The sequence below is a fragment of the Phreatobacter sp. genome (genome assembly GCF_030691135.1).
Classification (GTDB): domain Bacteria; phylum Pseudomonadota; class Alphaproteobacteria; order Rhizobiales; family Phreatobacteraceae; genus Phreatobacter.
In genome coordinates, this window is sequence record NZ_JAUYFA010000044.1 from 16,918 (window position 1) to 32,196 (window position 15,279).

Here is a 15,279-nt window from a genome sequence, read left to right on the forward strand (position 1 = left end):
GGGGCGGTGCGCTGTTCACCTCTCCCCGGCGGGGAGAGGTCGCCGAGCGAAAGCGAGGCGGGTGAGGGGGAGAGTGCCGAAAGATGGGATCAGGCCCCCTCACCCGGCCTTTGGCCGACCTCTCCCCGCCGGGGAGAGGTGAAGAGGAGGCGGCGACCCCCGCGGGTACCGCCCGATCCCTCAGACGAACTGCGACAGGCCCGGCGTGCCGGCGACGATCTGGCCCATCACGTCCTCGCCGGCCTGCTCGCGGCCGAAGGCCATGAGCTCCTTGCCGACGGTGGAGATCTGGCCCATGTCGAGTCCGGCGCCCATCAGATTGGCGCCGAGGCCCATGATGCCGCCGCCCATCAGGCCGCCGACCATGCCCATCAGGCCGCCGCCGCCCTCGCCCTCGCCCTGGGCGATCAGCGCCTCGGCACCCGGCAGCGCGGCCAGCATCTGCTGGACCTGGGCCTGCGGCCCTTCCTTCTGGAGGAAGCCGAGGATCATGCCGACGGCCTTGGTGGCGAGCCCTTCGTCGATGCCGGCGGCGGCCGCGACGCGGTTGATGAGCTCCTGAATCATGATGATCTCCCGGCTTCGACGGCTTCGGCTGGCATGCCCCGTCGATCGCGGCGCACTATGGCCAAGCGGCAGGCGGGGGGCAAGCGCCGGTCATGGTTTCGCCGGCCCGCCGGCTGTGCTTTGCTGCGGCGATACAACAGCCCCGAGGAGATGACCCATGACCGCGGTTCAAGCCATGAAGCCGGCCGCCGCCTACGACCGCTCCAGCGTCGAGGCGGTGATCAAGCTCTATTTCGACGGTCTCTACGAGAGCGACGTCGGCAAGCTCACCGCCGCCTTCCATCCGACCGCCGACCTGCGCTGGCAGGACAAGGGCGAGCTGCAGGTGCTGACCGTGCCGGACTGGATGGAGCGGGTCGCCAAGCGCGCTTCGGCCCAGTCGCAGGGCCATGCCCGGCACGACTTCATCGTCTCCATGGACCGTTCCGACGAGGCGACGGCCTTCGTCAAGGTCCATTGCGCCCTGCTGCCGCGCTTCTTCACGGACTATCTCGTGCTGCTGAAGCTCACCGATGGCTGGCGGATCGTGTCGAAGTCCTACCGTTATGACGTGCGGGAGTGAGGTCGGCGCAAGAGACACTCCGATGAGCTTCTGGGTCTATGAGAACCGGGTCGTCAACAAGACGCGGGTCCACACTGCCTCATGTCCATACTGCCAAGAAGGTCGCGGACTACACGGCGGCGGTGATCGAACGACGGGAAGTTGGACTGGCCCGTTGGCTTCGCTGGAAGAGGCGAATCGGGTGGCGGCCCAGTTCGCCCGGAGCGACAACCGCTGCTGCCTTCACTGCATTCCAATCGCGGCTCGATCACCGGTCCATCTTCTATCCCATGCAAGGGTGGCGGAATCCGACTTTTCCGCTATCAATCCAAGACCTGTCGCCTCGGAGGAACATACTTGCCTGGTCAGCCTAAGATGGGAGATCGCGGGCCATCTCTCTCTCGAACCGGGCGAGAAGATTCAGTTCCCGACAGTAACTGAAAAGCCCGGCCTATATTCGATACGGATCTCGCTTCCAAACGACAACGAACTTAGATACATCGGAGAAACAGACAATCTAAAAAGGCGGTTCAAAAACTATCGTAATCCGGGCCCCACTCAGACGACAAGTATTCGAATAAATGAAAGCATTACACATCATCTAAAATTCGGGGCTACCGCGTTGGTCGCAATAGCTACTGATTTCTGGTTAGGCCATGAGGCGGCGGTCCTCGATGTTGACCTCCGAGAGAAAAGTGTACGCCGCCTATTCGAAAACCTCACCATTTCGCTTGATGCGTCCCGTGGAATCCGGACGTTAAACCTGTAAGAAAAGCGAATTTGTTATCCGCTCGGCCGTGTCCCCTTCACTGCAAATGCGTTCTGTTTCAACCCAAGTGCCTAAACGTCTCCCTGCCGCCTCAGCACATATTGGGCTGGCCGGCGCAGGCCACGCGGGCGCGGGCGAGGTTCTCGCGCAGCTTTTCCAGGCCCACGGCGCCGACGACGACCTCGTCGCCCACCACATAGGTCGGCGTGCCGTTGATGCGCAGCGTTTCCGCAAGGCGCATGTTCTCGGCCAGCGTGTCGCGCACCTGCGGCGACTGCATGTCGCGTTGCAGGCGGGCCATGTCGGCGCCGACCTCGCGGGCGACCTCGAGGGCGCGTGCGCCATTGGCCTGGCCGCGGCCACCGAGCAGCTTCTGGTGGAATTCGAGATATTTCGGCGCGGAGATCTGCAGCTTCAGGGCGACGGCGACCTGGGCGGCCTCCATCGACCCCTGGCCGAGCACGGGGAAGTCCTTCAGGACGATGCGCAGGCGCGGATCCGAGCGCAGCAGTTCGAGGGTCTCGGGCAGCGCCCTTTTGCAGAAGCCGCAATTGTAGTCGAAGAACTCGACCAGCGTGACGTCGCCCTGGGGGTTGCCGAGCACGACCTGGTTGGGCGCGCGGTAGAGCGCGTCCCGGTTGGCGGAGAAGGCGGCGGCGCGGGCGCGGTCCTCGGCCTGGGCCTGGCGCTTCTCCAGTTCCACCAGGGCTTCCTGCAGAATCTCGGGGTTCTTGAGGAGATAGTCGCGGATCACCGATTCGATGCGGGCGCGTTCCTCGGCCGTCGGCGGCGCGGACTGGGCGAGGACCGGGGCGGACACCGCGAGAAGGGCCACGAAGGCCGGCGCGATCAGGCGCTTGAACATGGAGAGGTCCTCAGTTGCGCACGGGGCGCTGATTGTAGATGTCCTCGGCGATCAGCCAGCCCGGCGAACCGGTCGGGAGCGACCCCTGGGCGCGGCGGGCGAGGCCGCGCGCCGTCTGGAGATCACCGGAATAGTAGGAGGCCTGCGCCGCCGCCAGGTCGGCCTGGCCGCGGTCGTTCTTTCGGCCGTAGGCGATGGCGAGCTGGCGGTAGCCGTCGCCGGCCTCCGGCTCGCGCTGGAGGGCGAGGCGCAGCTCGCGGATGGCCTCGTCGAGCACGGCATTGTTGCCGGAGGCGACGAGGGCATGGCCGAGCATGATGCGGATGAGGCCGGCATTGGGCGCCAGCGACACGGCGCGGCGCAGCGGCCCCATGGCGGCGGCCGGCTGGCCGGTCTCCAGCAGGATCTGCCCCTTGATCTCGTGGAAATAGGGGTTGTTGGGCTGCGCACGGATCAGGTCGTCCGCCATGGCGACGGCGCGGGTGCGGTCGCCGAAGCGGAACATCTGGATCGTGCGGGCATAGCGGGCCGGCAGCGACGTATCCGAGGGCGGATAGCGCCGGGTGATGGCGTCGGACCGGTCGAGGAAGCCGGCAAGTTTGGCGCGCACCAGCTGGTGGCGGGCGTCGAGAGCCGGCGGATCGGGCTTGTCGAAATGGGGGCTCGCCCGCGCCAGCGGCTCGACGATGGCGATGCGGTCCGCCGGCATGGGATGGCTGATCGTGTAGGGATCGACATGCCGGGCGATGAACATGGTGTCGTTGTGCAGGCGGCGGAACGTCTCGACCATGCCCCTGGCTGACTGTCCGGTGGCATTGAGATAGGTGATGGCGGCGCGGTCGGCGGCAGCCTCCTCGCCGCGCTGGTAGGACAGCAGCGAACGCATGCCGATCTGCGCTCCGGCGGTGAGAACGCCGGGAGCCGCCTCGCCGACGCCGGAACGGCCGCTGGCGGCCCCGGCCGCAGCGCCCGCCACGCCGACGATCATGCCGAGGGCGGCGATGATCTGGGCGCGCTCCACGGCCTCGCGCAGGCGGGCGAGCTGGCCGCCGGCGATGTGGCCGGTCTCATGCGCGATGACGCCGATCAGCTCGTTCGGCGTGCGCGAATCGAGGATGGCGCCGGAATTGATGAACATGCGCCGGCCATTGGCGACGAAGGCGTTGAAGCTGCGGTTGTTGACGATGATGACGTTGGTCTGGCTGCCGCCGACGCCAGCGGCGCGGAACAGCGGCCGTGCATAGTCGCGCAGCAGGTTCTCGATTTCCGTGTCGCGGATGATCGGCAGGCCACCCGGCATCTGGGCATGGGCCGCGGGCATCGCCGCCATCAGGCCGGCGAGGGCGACCGCCACAGCACGGATCGGAAACTTGAACGACATCATTGCTCGGGACCCTAAGGAGCAGGCCGTCGGGGGTCAATTCGGTGGCCGGTCACAACAGGGAGAGAGCGGTGACCCGGCCCGCCCCGTGTGATAGGCGCTTGATGTCCCTCTTGCATGGCCAAGGGGGCGAAACCATGACGCAGACGCCGGCCGGGACGACATGACCATGACGCGCGAGGGAATTGCCCGCCAGATCCTCACCCCCACCCGGCGCGGCTCTGTCGCGCCCTTCCTGGTCATGGACGTGATGACGGCGGCGGCCAAGGCGGAGGCCGAGGGCCAGAGCGTCATTCACATGGAGGTCGGCCAGCCGGCGGCACCGACGCCGTTGAGCATCCGCCAGGCCGCCGCCCAGGCGCTGAGCGACGGCCAGATCGGCTACACGCTCGCCCTCGGCATTCCCGAACTGCGCCAGCGCATCGCCCGCCACTATGCCGAGACCCATGGCATCGAGGTGCCGATCGGTCGGATCGCCGTGACGATGGGCTCCTCCTCGGCCTTCATCCTGACCTTCCTCGCGCTGTTCGAGACTGGCGCGCGGGTCGCCATCGCCAGCCCCGGCTACCCCGCCTACAAGAACATCCTCGAAGCGCTCGGCTGCGAGGTGGTGTTCATCGAGACGACCGTGGCGACGCGCTATGCGGTGACGCCGGACATGCTCGCCGCCGAACATGCGAAGAAGAAGCTGGACGGCATCCTCATCGCCAGCCCGGCCAATCCCACCGGCACGATGATGACGCCGGAGGCGCTGAAGGCGCTGGTGGAAGCCGCGCAGGCGATGGGCATCCGCTTCATCTCCGACGAGATCTATCACGGACTGTCCTACGAGATGCCCTGCCACACCGCGCTGGAGACCAGCGAGGACGTCGTCGTCATCAACTCCTTCTCGAAATATTACTGCATGACCGGCTGGCGTATCGGCTGGATGATCGTGCCGGAGAGCCTCGCCCGCTCGGTGGAATGCCTGGCGCAGAACCTGTTCATCTCGGCGCCGCAGCTCAGCCAGGTTGCCGCCCTCGCCGCCTACGAGGCGACGGCGGAACTGGAGGTGATCAAGGCCGGCTATGCCGCCAACCGCCGGGTGCTGCTCGACGGCTTCCCGAAGGTCGGGCTCGACCGGCTCCTGCCGGTGGACGGCGCCTTCTACGTCTATGCGGACGTCTCGCGCTACACCAATGACAGCCTCGATTTCGCCCGACGGATGCTGGCCGAGACCGGTATCGCCGCGACGCCGGGGCCGGATTTCGACCCTTATGGCGGCCTGCAGGCGATCCGCTTCTCCTTCGCCGGGTCGACGGCGGAGATGGAGGAGGCGGTGCGGCGGCTGGGGGCGTGGTTGAAGTGACGACCCTCCTGGTCACCGGCTTCGGCCCTTTCCCCGGCTGGGAGCGCAACCCCACCCCTGCCATGGTGAAGGCGGTGGCGGCCCTGCGCCTGCCGGGCGTGCGCATCGTCGGCCACGTCTTCAACACGGTCTATGCAGAGGTCGAGCGCGAACTTCCGGCTCTCATCGCCTGCCACAAGCCGGATGCGGTGCTGCTCTTCGGCCTCGCCGGCCGCACCGGGCATGTGCGCATCGAGAAGCACGCCCACAATGTCACGACCCGCCGGGTTCCGGACGCCTCCGGCGCCTTCCACCTTTCCGCCGATATTCGGACCGACGCGCCCTGGCGGTTGCCGACGGGCTTCGCCTGCGGGCCGCTGGCGGCGCGGCTGCGGCGCATCGGCCTCGATGCCCGCCCGTCGCCCTCGGCCGGCGAATATCTCTGCAACTTCTCCTACTGGCTGGCCCTCGAGGCCGTCGCGCAGGGCGGGACGAAGCGCGCGCTCTTCGTCCATGTGCCGCTGCCGCTGAAGGCCGGCCGCTCGGCACGCGGTGCCTTTTCCCGCAGGATGACGGCCGCTGACCTTGCCGCTGTGGCGCGCATGGCGGCGCTGATGATCACCGGCCGTCCTGCCTATTTGGCGAAGCCTGTGCGCAGGCCCTTCGCCCAGTCGGCGCGGCCATAGCTCTCGGCCCTGCGGGCGGCAGCCTCCCAGTCATAGGCGACGGCGACCAAGTCGACGGCCAGCAACGCTCCCGCCTCCAGTGTCACGACCGCATAGCGCGCATGGGGCGAGCCGACCTCCGACACATGGGCATCCGGCGGTGTCGGATCGGCATAGGAAGGCTGGCCGACACTGCCAGGATTGAGCAGCGTCACGCCGCCGAGCGTGAGAAGCCGTGGCAGGTGGCTGTGGCCGCAGAGAACCAGGCGGGCCTCCCCTGCCGGACCAAGGCGTGCACCGATCGCGGCAGGGTCGGATTGGACGAGGCGGCCGCCCTGCTTGTCCTCCATGAGGTAGGTGTTGTCGTCGGCCGGCGAGGCGTGGAACAGGCGCACGATGACGCCGCTGCAGTCGAGGTTGAGCCCCATCGGCAAGCCCGCAAGCCAGCGGAGCTGGGCGTCATCCAACTGGTCGCGGGCGAGCCTGTCCGAAAAATACGGCACCTGGCCCTCGGACACCCAGCGGTCGTGGTTGCCGCGAACGGTCGGCAGGTCCAGCGCCATGAGGCGAGCGGCGGTCTCGGCCGGCCAGAGAGGGCCGGAGACACAGTCGCCCAGGTTGACTGTCAGATCGGCATTGCGGGCGGCGATGTCGGAGAGCACCGCCTCCAGCGCGGGAAGGTTGCCGTGGATGTCGGCAATGATGGCGAGGCGCATGGCGTACCGGATGCTGGACGTGGACAGCCACCATGTCGGCGGCGGCGGAGGCGGACAACCGCCATTACCGCATCCCATTCCGGCACAACCGGTTGCGGCACGGGCCTTGCGCTGGTCTCCGCAACTCCGGAGGCACCCATGCTCGCCCGTCGTTCCTTCCTTCTCGCCGCAGCCGCCACCCTGGCCCTGCCCGTCTCGGCCCGCGCATCGACGCTGGACTCGGCGTCCTTCGGCCTGAAGCCCGGCGCGGCGGAAGACCAGACCCGCGCCATGCAGCGGGCGGTGGAGACGGCGGCAGGCTCACGCATGCCGCTGCGCCTCGCGCCGGGCGCCTACAAGATCGGCGAGGTCCGGCTTCCCGCCAACACGCAGATCGTCGGCGTGCGCGGCGCCACGCGCCTGGTGTTCCAGGGCGGGACGGCCTGTCTCTCGGCCCAGCGCGCCGACATGGTGACCCTGTCCGGCCTCGTCCTGGAGGGTAACGGCAAGGCGCTGCCCGAGAAGCGCGGCCTCATCGTCCTCGAACATGGGCGCGGCGTCAGGCTCGAGGACTGCGAGATCGCGGGTTCGAGCCACCACGGCATCGTCCTCGAAGGGATCGAGGGCATCGCCCGCGGCAACACCATTTCCGGCGTCGCCAAGGCCGCCATCGTCGCCCTCGACAGCCGCGGCCTGACCCTGGTGCAGAACACCATCCGCTCGGCCGCCAATAACGGCATCCTCGTCTGGCGCACGATCGCCGGCGACGACGGCACCATCATTGAAGGCAACCGCATCGAGCAGATCGGTGCCCGCGACGGCGGATCTGGCCAGAACGGCAATGCAATCAACGTCTTCCGCGCCGGCAATGTGACCGTCACCGGCAACCGCATCCGCGGCGCGGCCTTCTCGGCCGTGCGTGCCAACGGCGCGGCGAATGTCGCGGTCACCGGCAACAACTGCGCCGCGCTCGGCGAGGTCGCCATCTATATCGAGTTCGGCTTCGAGGGCGCGGTGGTCGCCAACAACATCATCGACGGCGCCGCCCTCGGCATCGTCGCCACCAATTTCAACCATGGCGGCCGGCTCGCCAACATCCACGGCAACATCATCCGCAACCTCGTCAACCGGCGCCCCGCCGGTACCGATCCGCACGATCCCGCCGGGATCGGCATCTCGGCCGAGGCCGATGCCGCCATCTCCGCCAATGTCATCGAGGGCGCGCCCACCGCCGGCATCCAGCTCGGCTGGGGCCAGTACATGCGCGACCTGTCGGTCACCGCCAACGTCATCAAGGGCTCGCCTGTCGGCATTGCCGTCTCGGTCGTGCCGGGAGCCGGACAGGCGCTGATCGCCGACAATCTCGTCCAGGGCGCCCGTCTGGGTGCGGTCGTCGGCATGGAATGGAAGACGCCGGTCACCGGCGACATGGCGCGCGAGGGCGTCGGCCGCTTCGCCCAGCTCAGCGTCTCGGGCAACCGGGTGCGCTGAGCCGCCCGCCCCGTTAACAACCCGTTAACCGGATCAGTCCACGGTTTCCGTCCAAGGTCAGCCCTTGTCCGGAGGCGCCCATGCGCGCGCTAGCAAAGGTCTTCGCGGCTTCCGCCGCTCTGATGGTCCTCGCCGCGCCCGCCGCGGCGCAGGAGGCCTGCGCGCCCGCCGACCTCACCCGTTTCACGGCGGAGGCCATGGTGAGCGACGCGGACCTGCGGGCCGAGTCCGATGCCGCTCTCCAGGCCTGCGCCAGCTTCGCGCTCGACCAGTATCGCAATGTCGGCGAGATCGAGGAGCGCGTCCTCGTCCAGATCGCCGCACTCGCCGGCCGCACCTCCTATGCGACCTATGCCGCGGACGAGATCCCCAATGCCTCGCCGGCCCTGATCGCCCTGCTCGGCGTGGCGTTCCGGCCGCTCTATCCGCACCTGCGCTCCCTCTCCGAAGAGGAGAACACGGCGGCCATGCGGACCATCGTCTTTCATCTGCTGGCACAGACGGGCCCACTCGCGACCGGATCGGTCGCCAGGCCCGCGCCGGCGACCGGAGCACGGCCATGACGCCCGAGGAGACCGCGCTGCCCCGCCTGGTCGCACCGCCCCTGTCGCCGGCCGGCAGCTTCGACGCCGATGTGGCCGACCTGCACGAGGTCGAATGGCTCCGGCCTGAGCCCATCGTCCGAAAGGACTGATCCCTCAGTCTTGCCCGCAGGCGCCCGGCCCGGGCATCGTCCGGCCGCGACCGCCGTGACGGCGGAGAGGGATAGAGGCTGATGATCAGGGGTTCCGCCGTTCCGCGTACTGGACCGCTGGTCACTATCGATCCGTCCGCCCATGTCCACCCGTCGGCACAGATCTATGGCAGGGTGACGCTCGCCGCCGCGGTCTCCGTCTGGCCCAACGCTGTCATCCGCGCCGAGATGCACGAGGTGGTGATCGGCGAGCGCTCGAACATCCAGGATTTCGCGATGATCCATATCGGCAGCGGCACCGGCACCTTCGTCGGTCGCGACTGCTCGATCACCCATCGCGTCACGCTGCACGGCTGCACTATCGGCGACAATGTGCTGGTCGGGATCGGCGCCACCATCATGGACGGCTGCGTGATCGGCGCCAATTCGATCATCGCGGGGGGCTCCTTCCTGAAGGAAAACACGGTGATCCCGCCCAACTCCGTCGTCGCCGGCGTGCCGGCGGTGCTCAAGGCGAGCCGCGACTGCGGTGCCGCCAACCGCTTCAACGCCTGGCTCTACACGCAGAACGTCGAAGCCTATGCCCGTGGCGACCATCGCTGCTGGGACGAGGTCGATCTCGACGCCGCCGCCGCGCGTTTCGGCATCACCCGCAGGGCCTAGCGCACGATCCGCCGCTCGATTCGGAACCGCATCTCGATGCCGGGGGTCGCGCCCTGGCGGCGGTCCGGTGTCAGCCAGTGGCTGTAGCGGGCGGTGGCGGGCGGGTCACCGGGCAGGTCGAGGCTGAAGCGGGCGATTTCCCGGCCATCGCGGGCGAGGATGATGGCGCGCATGCCGGAGGGCTCCAGCATCGGCAAGACGGCATCGGCGGTGGTGACGTCATAGGTATCCACGCGCCATTGCAGCCCCTCGGCGGGAATGGCGGCACGGCCGCCGGCGCCGGTGATGGCGACGTCGCTCCAGCCGAGACCGTCGAGGCGCAGCTGGAGGATGAGGAAGGGCTGGACCGGCGGCGGCGGAGTGGTCACCGCGAAGGCGACATAGCCGAGGGCGACGGAAAAGAAGGCGACAGCCGCGAAGCCGGCCGCGGCGAGGCGGATCATGGAGGCCGCGCGGGCGAGGCGCGACAGCATCAGCCAGAGGCCGAGGGCGCCGCCGGCTGCGCCGCCGATCGCGCCCATCGCCGACGCGAAGGCGAGGCGTTCCACCGCCCGGCCGAGATCGAGCCAGTCGGCGAAGGCGAGCGCGGCCGTCCGGCTGGCGAAACCCGACAGCGCCGCACCCGCCAGGGCGGCGCCGACAACCGCGGCGATGCCGATGGCGAGGTCACGCCGCCTGGCGGAAGCCGCCGGCGTTGCGGGAGAAGGGAACGAATTCTGATCGGACATGGCTCGACTGACGCGCCGCGAAGGCGGCTTGCGTGTCAGTCGCGCCGGAAAGGCAAAAGGTTCAGCCGGCCCTGTGCCGGCGGCGGCTCACTTCTCGACGAAGGCCTTCTCGATGACGAAATGGCCGGGACCGGAGATCGCGCCCTCGTCGAAGCCGCGGGCGACCAGCATGTCGACCATGTCCTTCAGGAAGGCCGGCGAGCCGCAGATCATCACCCGGTCATTGGCTTTGTCGAGGGGAGGCAGCCCGAGCTCCGCCTGCAGCGTGCCGCTGTCGAGGAGTTCGGTGATGCGGCCGTTGTGGACATAGGGCTCGCGCGTCACCGTCGGGTAGTATTTCAGCTTCTCGCGCACGAGCTCGCCGATCAGTTCGTCGTTCGGCAGTTCCTTCGACACGAAGTCGCCATAGGCCTGTTCGGCGATGAACCTGGTGCCGTGGATCAGCACGACGTTCTCGAAGCGGTCGTAGACCTCGGGGTCCTTGACGACGCTGATGAAGGGGGCAAGGCCCGTTCCCGTGCCGCAGAGATAGAGGTTCCTGCCCGGCAGCAGCGCGTCCTGGACCAGCGTGCCGACCGGCTTGCGGCCGACCAGGATCTGGTCGCCGACCTTGATGTTCTGCAGGTGCGAGGTCAGCGGGCCGTCCGGCACCTTGATGGAGAAGAACTCCAGATTGTCCTCGTAGTTGGAGGACACGATGGAATAGGCCCGCAGCAGCGGGCGGCCGTTGATCTCCAGGCCGATCATCGTGAACTGGCCGTTGACGAAGCGAAATGCCGGGTCACGCGTCGTCTTGAAGGAGAAGAGGCGGTCCGTGTAGTGGCGCACGTCGATGACGCGCTCGGAGTTCAGGTTCGACATGGCAGAGCCCGGGTGACTGGCGCCAGAGAGGTGTTCATTCGTACACGAATGATATCGCATTGCACCAACTAGGCAAGAGCATGTTCCAGAGCAAAAGCAAAATCGATGGTCTGGATCAAACGGCTAGGACGATGTCCGGCTGCCCGACCGACGCCCCGGGGCCTTGCCCGCCGTCCGGCTATGCCTATGCTGGCCGCCCCTGACATCCGGACCCGTCATGCCCCCCGATATCCTCTGTTTCGGCGAAGCCCTCGGTGAGTTCAACCAGACCATCCCGCGCGAGCCGACCTATCTGTTCGGCTTCGGCGGCGACACGTCGAACTGCGCCATCGCGGCGGCGCGGTCGGGGGCGAGCGTCGGCGTGATCGGCGCCGTCGGCGACGACACGTTCGGGCAGGCCTTCCTCGACCTGTGGCGGGCGGAGGGCATCGACATCAGCGCGATGCGGATGCCGCCGCAAAGTGAGACGGGCATCTATTTCATCACCCATGGGCCGAACGGCCATGAATTCGCCTATCGCCGCGCCGGCTCGGCGGCGGCGCGCTTCACCTCCGCCGACCTGCCGGTCCCGGCGATCCGTGCGGCGAAGATCCTGCACGTCTCCGGCATTTCGCAGGCCATCTCCCCCTCGGCCAGCGCTGCCGTGCGGCTCGCCATCGCCGAGGCGCGCGCCGCCGGCGTGACGGTGTCCTACGACACCAATCTGCGGCTGCGGCTCTGGCCGCTGGAGCGGGCCCGCGAGGTGACCAACGAGGCTATGCGGCTCGCCGACATCGCCCTGCCCGGCCTCGACGACGCGCGCCAGCTCACCGGCCGCGACACGGCCGATGCCATCGCCGACTTCTACCTCGAGGGCGGCTCGAAGATCGTGGCGCTGACGCTCGGTCGCGAGGGTGCGCTGATCGCCACAAGAGACGAGCGCCGGGTCATCCCCTCGATCCGCGTCGGAGCGGTCGATGCGACGGGGGCGGGCGACTGTTTCGACGGCGCCTTCCTCGCCGAGTGGCTGGCGACGGGCGACCCCTTCCAGGCCGGCCGCTATGCCTGCGCCGCGGCGGCGCTGTCCACCACCGGCTATGGCGCAGTGACGCCGCTGCCGCGCCGGGCCGCAGTGCTGGCGGCGCTGGGCTGAGGCGCGGCGATCAGGACGGCAGGGCTCATAGGCCGAGTGCGTCCTTCGAGCAGCGCGTTCAACCCAAGGCAAGGGCGCACTCTTGCTCCCCCAAACGAAAACACCCGGCGGAAGGCCCGCCGGGTGTCGTGATCCTCAGGGTGCGTCGCGCTTACTGGCTGACGCCGCTGGCGCGGATCGGGCCGGCCCACTTCTCGATCTCGCTCCGCACCAGTTGGCCGAGATAGGCCGGGCCGCGGCGGTCGGGCGTCGCCATGATGGCGCCGAGACCCTCGAGGCGCTCCTTCACCGCCGGCGTGTCCATCGCCTCGACGGTGACGGCGCGCAGGCGCTCGACGATGGCGGGCGGCGTGTCCTTGTGGAAGAAGAAGGCGTTCCACGTATAGGCCTCGAAGCCCTGCAGGCCCTGCTGCTGGGCCGTCGCCAGATCCGGGAACACGGTCGAGCGGTTGGCGGTCAGGGTCGCCAGCGCCTTCACCGAGCCGCCCTGGATATGCGGCATGGCGGTGGAAGAGATCTCGCACATGTAGTCGACGCGGCCGCCGACCAGGTCCTGGATGGCGGGAGCCGAGCCGCGATAGGGCACGTGGGTGACGTCGTTGGCGCCGATGACGGAGTTCAGATAGAGGCAGCCGAGATGCACGGCCGAGCCGGCGCCGGCCGAGGCGAACTGCATCTTCGCCTGGTTCGCCTTCACGTGGGCGATGAATTCCTGGAGGTTGTTGGCCGGGAAATCCTTTCGCGTGATGAGGATCAGCGGCACCTCGGCGATCAGGGTGACCGGCGCGAAATCGGTGGCTGCGTTGTACAGCGGCTGCTTGTAGAGCGTCTGGTTCACCGCATGGGTGCCGACCGTGCCGAGCACGAAGCTGTAGCCGTCGGGCGAGCCGCGCGAGACGCGGGCCGTCCCGGTCATGCCGCCGGCGCCGCCGACATTCTCCACCACCACCTGCTGGCCGAGGATCTGCGACATGCGCTCGGCCATGATGCGGCCGAGGACGTCGGTCGGGCCACCGGCGGCGAAGGGGATGATCATCGTCACCGGGCGCGCCGGCCAGGTCTGGGCCTGGACCGCGGGTGCGGCAGCGAGAAGCGGGGCTGCGGCGGCGAGGGCAAGCAGGGCGCGTCGGGAGGTCGTTTTCATGCACATACTCCTCTGGGAGCGGCGGATCATGGCCAAAAGGCGAGGGTTGTCCAGCCCAGAATGCGTGCAGCGGCACACCGCCGCAAGCAGCTTCCGGCCTGCCGGATCACCGGAACCGCAGCATGGGCGCCATGACGAGGGGGACTGGCAATTGCCCTCCCAGGCTCTATGGTCCGCCACCTTTTCGACCGGAGAGACCCATGACCACCACCCGCATCGCCATTGCCGGCCTCGGCGCCATCGGACGCACGCTCGCTGCGCGGATCGCGGGCGGGACGATCCCCGGCACCACGCTCGCCTGCGTCGCCGCACGGGATGAGGCCAAGGCGAAGGCCTGGCTCGCCGAACAGGGCATCGACGTGCCGGTCGTGGCGCTGGCCGATTTTCCGGCCCATGCGGATCTCGCCGTCGAATGCGCTCCCGCTTCGGTGATCGAAGAGATCTGCGCGCCGATGCTGAAGGCGGGCAAGAAGGTCATGGTGCTCTCTTGCGGCGCCCTGCTGCCGCGACCGCACCTGATGGAACTGGCGAAGACGCATGGCGGCCAGATCATCGTGCCGACCGGCGCCCTGCTCGGCCTCGATGCGGTGACCGCCGCCGCCGAGGGCACGATCCACTCGGTACGGATGATCACGCGCAAGCCTCCGAAGGGCCTGGTCGGCGCGCCCTACCTCGTTGAGAAGGGCCTCGACATGGATGCGGTGAGCGAGCCGACGCTGATCTTCTCGGGCTCCGCACGCGAGGCGGCCAAGGGCTTCCCAGCCAATGTCAACGTCGCCGTGGCCCTGTCGCTGGCCGGCATCGGACCGGACCGCACGACGATCGACATCTGGGCCGACCCGACCGTCACCCGCAACTGCCACGCCATCGAGGTCGATTCGGATTCGGCGAAGCTGACGCTCGCCATCGAGAACATCCCGTCCGACAACCCGAAGACCGGCCGGATCACGGCGCTCTCGGTCATCGCCGCCCTGCGCAAACTGAACGCGCCGGTGCGCGTCGGCACCTGACGGCGCGCCGCAGCCGTCGTCGCGGGATGACGGCTGCGCCAGCACCTTGCAAGAGTGGGAACAGGCGCTAGTCTCTTCATCAACCGGCCGACAGGACCGGACGAGCGGCCCCGCCAGCAAGGGCCGCCAGAGGAAACCGTTCCGAGGGAACCCCATGCGCAAAACCATACTCGCCGGCCTGGCCGTGCTCTCCGTCATCGGCTTCGGCGCGCCGGCCGAAGCCCAGACCTGGCCGGTGCGACCGATCACCTTCATGGTGCCCTTCCCCGCCGGCGGCGGCACCGACGCCTTCGCCCGCCCGCTCGCCGCCCAGCTCGAGAGGCAGCTCGGTCAGGGCGTCATCATCGAGAACCGCGCCGGTGCCGGCGGCACAGCAGGCGCGCTGGTCGCCTCACGGGCCACGCCCGATGGCTACTCGTTCTTCGTCGGTGCCGCCCACCACTCGATCGCGCCGTCGCTCTATCCGCGCCTCGAGTACAATATCGAGACCGACTTCATTCCGATCGCCATCATCGCCCAGCCGCCGCAGATCATCGTGGTCAATCCGCGGCGCGTGCCGGCGACGACCCTCGCCGAGCTGATCGCCCTGGCGCGGTCGAAGCCGGACGACCTGATCTACGGCTCGGCCGGCATCGGCACGACGCACCATCTCGCCGGTGAGTTGTTCAAGATCCTCACGCAGACCAAGATCAGGCACGTGCCCTATCGCGGCGCAGGACCGGCCATGGCCGACCTCGTCGCCGGCC

At 68.4% G+C, this 15,279-nt stretch carries 17 protein-coding genes; 10 read left to right on the forward strand and 7 right to left on the reverse strand.

What is annotated here, in order from left to right:
• Positions 1–180: 180 nt before the first annotated feature.
• Complete coding sequence (locus Q8O26_RS07735; protein WP_305574943.1) at positions 181–564, reverse strand: DUF2267 domain-containing protein; 384 nt, start codon at positions 562–564, stop codon at positions 181–183.
• 160 nt (positions 565–724) lie between these two features.
• Between Q8O26_RS07735 and Q8O26_RS07740 the strand changes: the two genes are divergently transcribed.
• On the forward strand, positions 725–1,129 hold the full coding sequence (locus Q8O26_RS07740) for a nuclear transport factor 2 family protein (RefSeq protein WP_305574926.1): 405 nt from the start codon (positions 725–727) through the stop codon (positions 1,127–1,129).
• A gap of 839 nt (positions 1,130–1,968) precedes the next feature.
• Here the strand turns inward: Q8O26_RS07740 and Q8O26_RS07745 are convergent.
• Together Q8O26_RS07745 and Q8O26_RS07750 are read right to left on the reverse strand one after the other, a co-directional pair.
• A complete protein-coding gene (locus Q8O26_RS07745; protein ID WP_305574927.1) occupies positions 1,969–2,742 on the reverse strand; it encodes a DsbA family protein in 774 nt (257 codons plus the stop codon).
• Between the two features lie 10 nt (positions 2,743–2,752).
• Positions 2,753–4,126 carry a M48 family metalloprotease gene (locus Q8O26_RS07750; RefSeq protein ID WP_305574928.1) on the reverse strand — a complete coding sequence of 458 codons (1,374 nt, stop codon included), beginning with the start codon at positions 4,124–4,126 and terminating at the stop codon, positions 2,753–2,755.
• A gap of 160 nt (positions 4,127–4,286) precedes the next feature.
• Here Q8O26_RS07750 and Q8O26_RS07755 point away from each other — a divergent pair, with 160 nt between their 5' ends.
• Together Q8O26_RS07755 and Q8O26_RS07760 are read left to right on the forward strand one after the other, a co-directional pair.
• The gene (locus tag Q8O26_RS07755; RefSeq protein WP_305574929.1) at positions 4,287–5,471 is read left to right on the forward strand and encodes a pyridoxal phosphate-dependent aminotransferase; all 1,185 of its coding nucleotides are present in this window, start codon (positions 4,287–4,289) and stop codon (positions 5,469–5,471) included.
• Positions 5,459–6,136, forward strand: a complete 678-nt coding sequence (locus Q8O26_RS07760; protein ID WP_305574930.1) for a pyroglutamyl-peptidase I — start codon at positions 5,459–5,461, stop codon at positions 6,134–6,136. The genes Q8O26_RS07755 and Q8O26_RS07760 overlap by 13 nt, the downstream gene beginning before the upstream one ends.
• On the opposite strand, the gene Q8O26_RS07765 is transcribed toward Q8O26_RS07760, so the two are convergent.
• Positions 6,085–6,831 carry a metallophosphoesterase gene (locus Q8O26_RS07765; protein WP_305574931.1) on the reverse strand — a complete coding sequence of 249 codons (747 nt, stop codon included), beginning with the start codon at positions 6,829–6,831 and terminating at the stop codon, positions 6,085–6,087. The two genes, Q8O26_RS07760 and Q8O26_RS07765, sit on opposite strands and share 52 nt — an antisense overlap.
• A gap of 138 nt (positions 6,832–6,969) precedes the next feature.
• Between Q8O26_RS07765 and Q8O26_RS07770 the strand changes: the two genes are divergently transcribed.
• The 4 genes from Q8O26_RS07770 to Q8O26_RS07785 all read left to right on the forward strand — a co-directional run bounded on the left by Q8O26_RS07770 (position 6,970) and on the right by Q8O26_RS07785 (position 9,658).
• Positions 6,970–8,301 (forward strand): TIGR03808 family TAT-translocated repetitive protein, encoded by a 1,332-nt coding sequence (locus Q8O26_RS07770; RefSeq protein ID WP_305574932.1) that lies wholly within the window; start codon positions 6,970–6,972, stop codon positions 8,299–8,301.
• Positions 8,302–8,381: 80 nt separating this feature from the next.
• Entirely contained in the window at positions 8,382–8,864 is a 483-nt protein-coding gene (locus Q8O26_RS07775) for a hypothetical protein (protein WP_305574933.1), read from the forward strand.
• Positions 8,861–8,995 carry a hypothetical protein gene (locus Q8O26_RS07780; RefSeq protein ID WP_296571682.1) on the forward strand — a complete coding sequence of 45 codons (135 nt, stop codon included), beginning with the start codon at positions 8,861–8,863 and terminating at the stop codon, positions 8,993–8,995. Before Q8O26_RS07775 ends, Q8O26_RS07780 begins: the two co-directional genes overlap by 4 nt.
• Positions 8,996–9,076: 81 nt before the next feature.
• On the forward strand, positions 9,077–9,658 hold the full coding sequence (locus tag Q8O26_RS07785) for a gamma carbonic anhydrase family protein (protein WP_305574934.1): 582 nt from the start codon (positions 9,077–9,079) through the stop codon (positions 9,656–9,658).
• On the opposite strand, the gene Q8O26_RS07790 is transcribed toward Q8O26_RS07785, so the two are convergent.
• Positions 9,655–10,386 carry a hypothetical protein gene (locus Q8O26_RS07790; RefSeq protein ID WP_305574935.1) on the reverse strand — a complete coding sequence of 244 codons (732 nt, stop codon included), beginning with the start codon at positions 10,384–10,386 and terminating at the stop codon, positions 9,655–9,657. The genes Q8O26_RS07785 and Q8O26_RS07790 overlap by 4 nt on opposite strands.
• 87 nt (positions 10,387–10,473) lie before the next feature.
• Complete coding sequence (locus Q8O26_RS07795; RefSeq protein ID WP_305574936.1) at positions 10,474–11,247, reverse strand: ferredoxin--NADP reductase; 774 nt, start codon at positions 11,245–11,247, stop codon at positions 10,474–10,476.
• Positions 11,248–11,464: 217 nt separating this feature from the next.
• Here Q8O26_RS07795 and Q8O26_RS07800 point away from each other — a divergent pair, with 217 nt between their 5' ends.
• Positions 11,465–12,379, forward strand: coding sequence for a sugar kinase (locus Q8O26_RS07800; protein ID WP_305574937.1), 915 nt, complete (start codon positions 11,465–11,467; stop codon positions 12,377–12,379).
• Positions 12,380–12,530: 151 nt separating this feature from the next.
• Here the strand turns inward: Q8O26_RS07800 and Q8O26_RS07805 are convergent, their stop codons facing one another.
• Positions 12,531–13,523 (reverse strand): tripartite tricarboxylate transporter substrate-binding protein, encoded by a 993-nt coding sequence (locus Q8O26_RS07805; RefSeq protein WP_305574938.1) that lies wholly within the window; start codon positions 13,521–13,523, stop codon positions 12,531–12,533.
• Positions 13,524–13,723: 200 nt separating this feature from the next.
• On the opposite strand from Q8O26_RS07805, the gene Q8O26_RS07810 reads away from it, so the two are divergent.
• A complete protein-coding gene (locus Q8O26_RS07810) occupies positions 13,724–14,533 on the forward strand; it encodes an aspartate dehydrogenase (RefSeq protein WP_305574939.1) in 810 nt (269 codons plus the stop codon).
• A 154-nt stretch (positions 14,534–14,687) separates the two neighbouring features.
• Positions 14,688–15,279, forward strand: a 592-nt coding sequence (locus tag Q8O26_RS07815) for a tripartite tricarboxylate transporter substrate binding protein (RefSeq protein WP_305574940.1), incomplete at its 3' end; no start/stop codon positions are given.

Bases quoted from the DNA above. Each gene is read 5' to 3' on its own strand.
- Q8O26_RS07740 (WP_305574926.1), top strand. From the start codon at position 725: ATGACCGCGGTTCAAGCCATGAAGCCGGCCGCCGCCTACGACCGCTCC.
- Q8O26_RS07745 (WP_305574927.1), bottom strand. From the start codon at position 2,742: ATGTTCAAGCGCCTGATCGCGCCGGCCTTCGTGGCCCTTCTCGCGGTG.
- Q8O26_RS07750 (WP_305574928.1), bottom strand. From the start codon at position 4,126: ATGATGTCGTTCAAGTTTCCGATCCGTGCTGTGGCGGTCGCCCTCGCC.
- Q8O26_RS07755 (WP_305574929.1), top strand. From the start codon at position 4,287: ATGACCATGACGCGCGAGGGAATTGCCCGCCAGATCCTCACCCCCACC.
- Q8O26_RS07765 (WP_305574931.1), bottom strand. From the start codon at position 6,831: ATGCGCCTCGCCATCATTGCCGACATCCACGGCAACCTTCCCGCGCTG.
- Q8O26_RS07770 (WP_305574932.1), top strand. From the start codon at position 6,970: ATGCTCGCCCGTCGTTCCTTCCTTCTCGCCGCAGCCGCCACCCTGGCC.
- Q8O26_RS07775 (WP_305574933.1), top strand. From the start codon at position 8,382: ATGCGCGCGCTAGCAAAGGTCTTCGCGGCTTCCGCCGCTCTGATGGTC.
- Q8O26_RS07780 (WP_296571682.1), top strand. From the start codon at position 8,861: ATGACGCCCGAGGAGACCGCGCTGCCCCGCCTGGTCGCACCGCCCCTG.
- Q8O26_RS07785 (WP_305574934.1), top strand. From the start codon at position 9,077: ATGATCAGGGGTTCCGCCGTTCCGCGTACTGGACCGCTGGTCACTATC.
- Q8O26_RS07790 (WP_305574935.1), bottom strand. From the start codon at position 10,386: ATGTCCGATCAGAATTCGTTCCCTTCTCCCGCAACGCCGGCGGCTTCC.
- Q8O26_RS07795 (WP_305574936.1), bottom strand. From the start codon at position 11,247: ATGTCGAACCTGAACTCCGAGCGCGTCATCGACGTGCGCCACTACACG.
- Q8O26_RS07800 (WP_305574937.1), top strand. From the start codon at position 11,465: ATGCCCCCCGATATCCTCTGTTTCGGCGAAGCCCTCGGTGAGTTCAAC.
- Q8O26_RS07805 (WP_305574938.1), bottom strand. From the start codon at position 13,523: ATGAAAACGACCTCCCGACGCGCCCTGCTTGCCCTCGCCGCCGCAGCC.
- Q8O26_RS07810 (WP_305574939.1), top strand. From the start codon at position 13,724: ATGACCACCACCCGCATCGCCATTGCCGGCCTCGGCGCCATCGGACGC.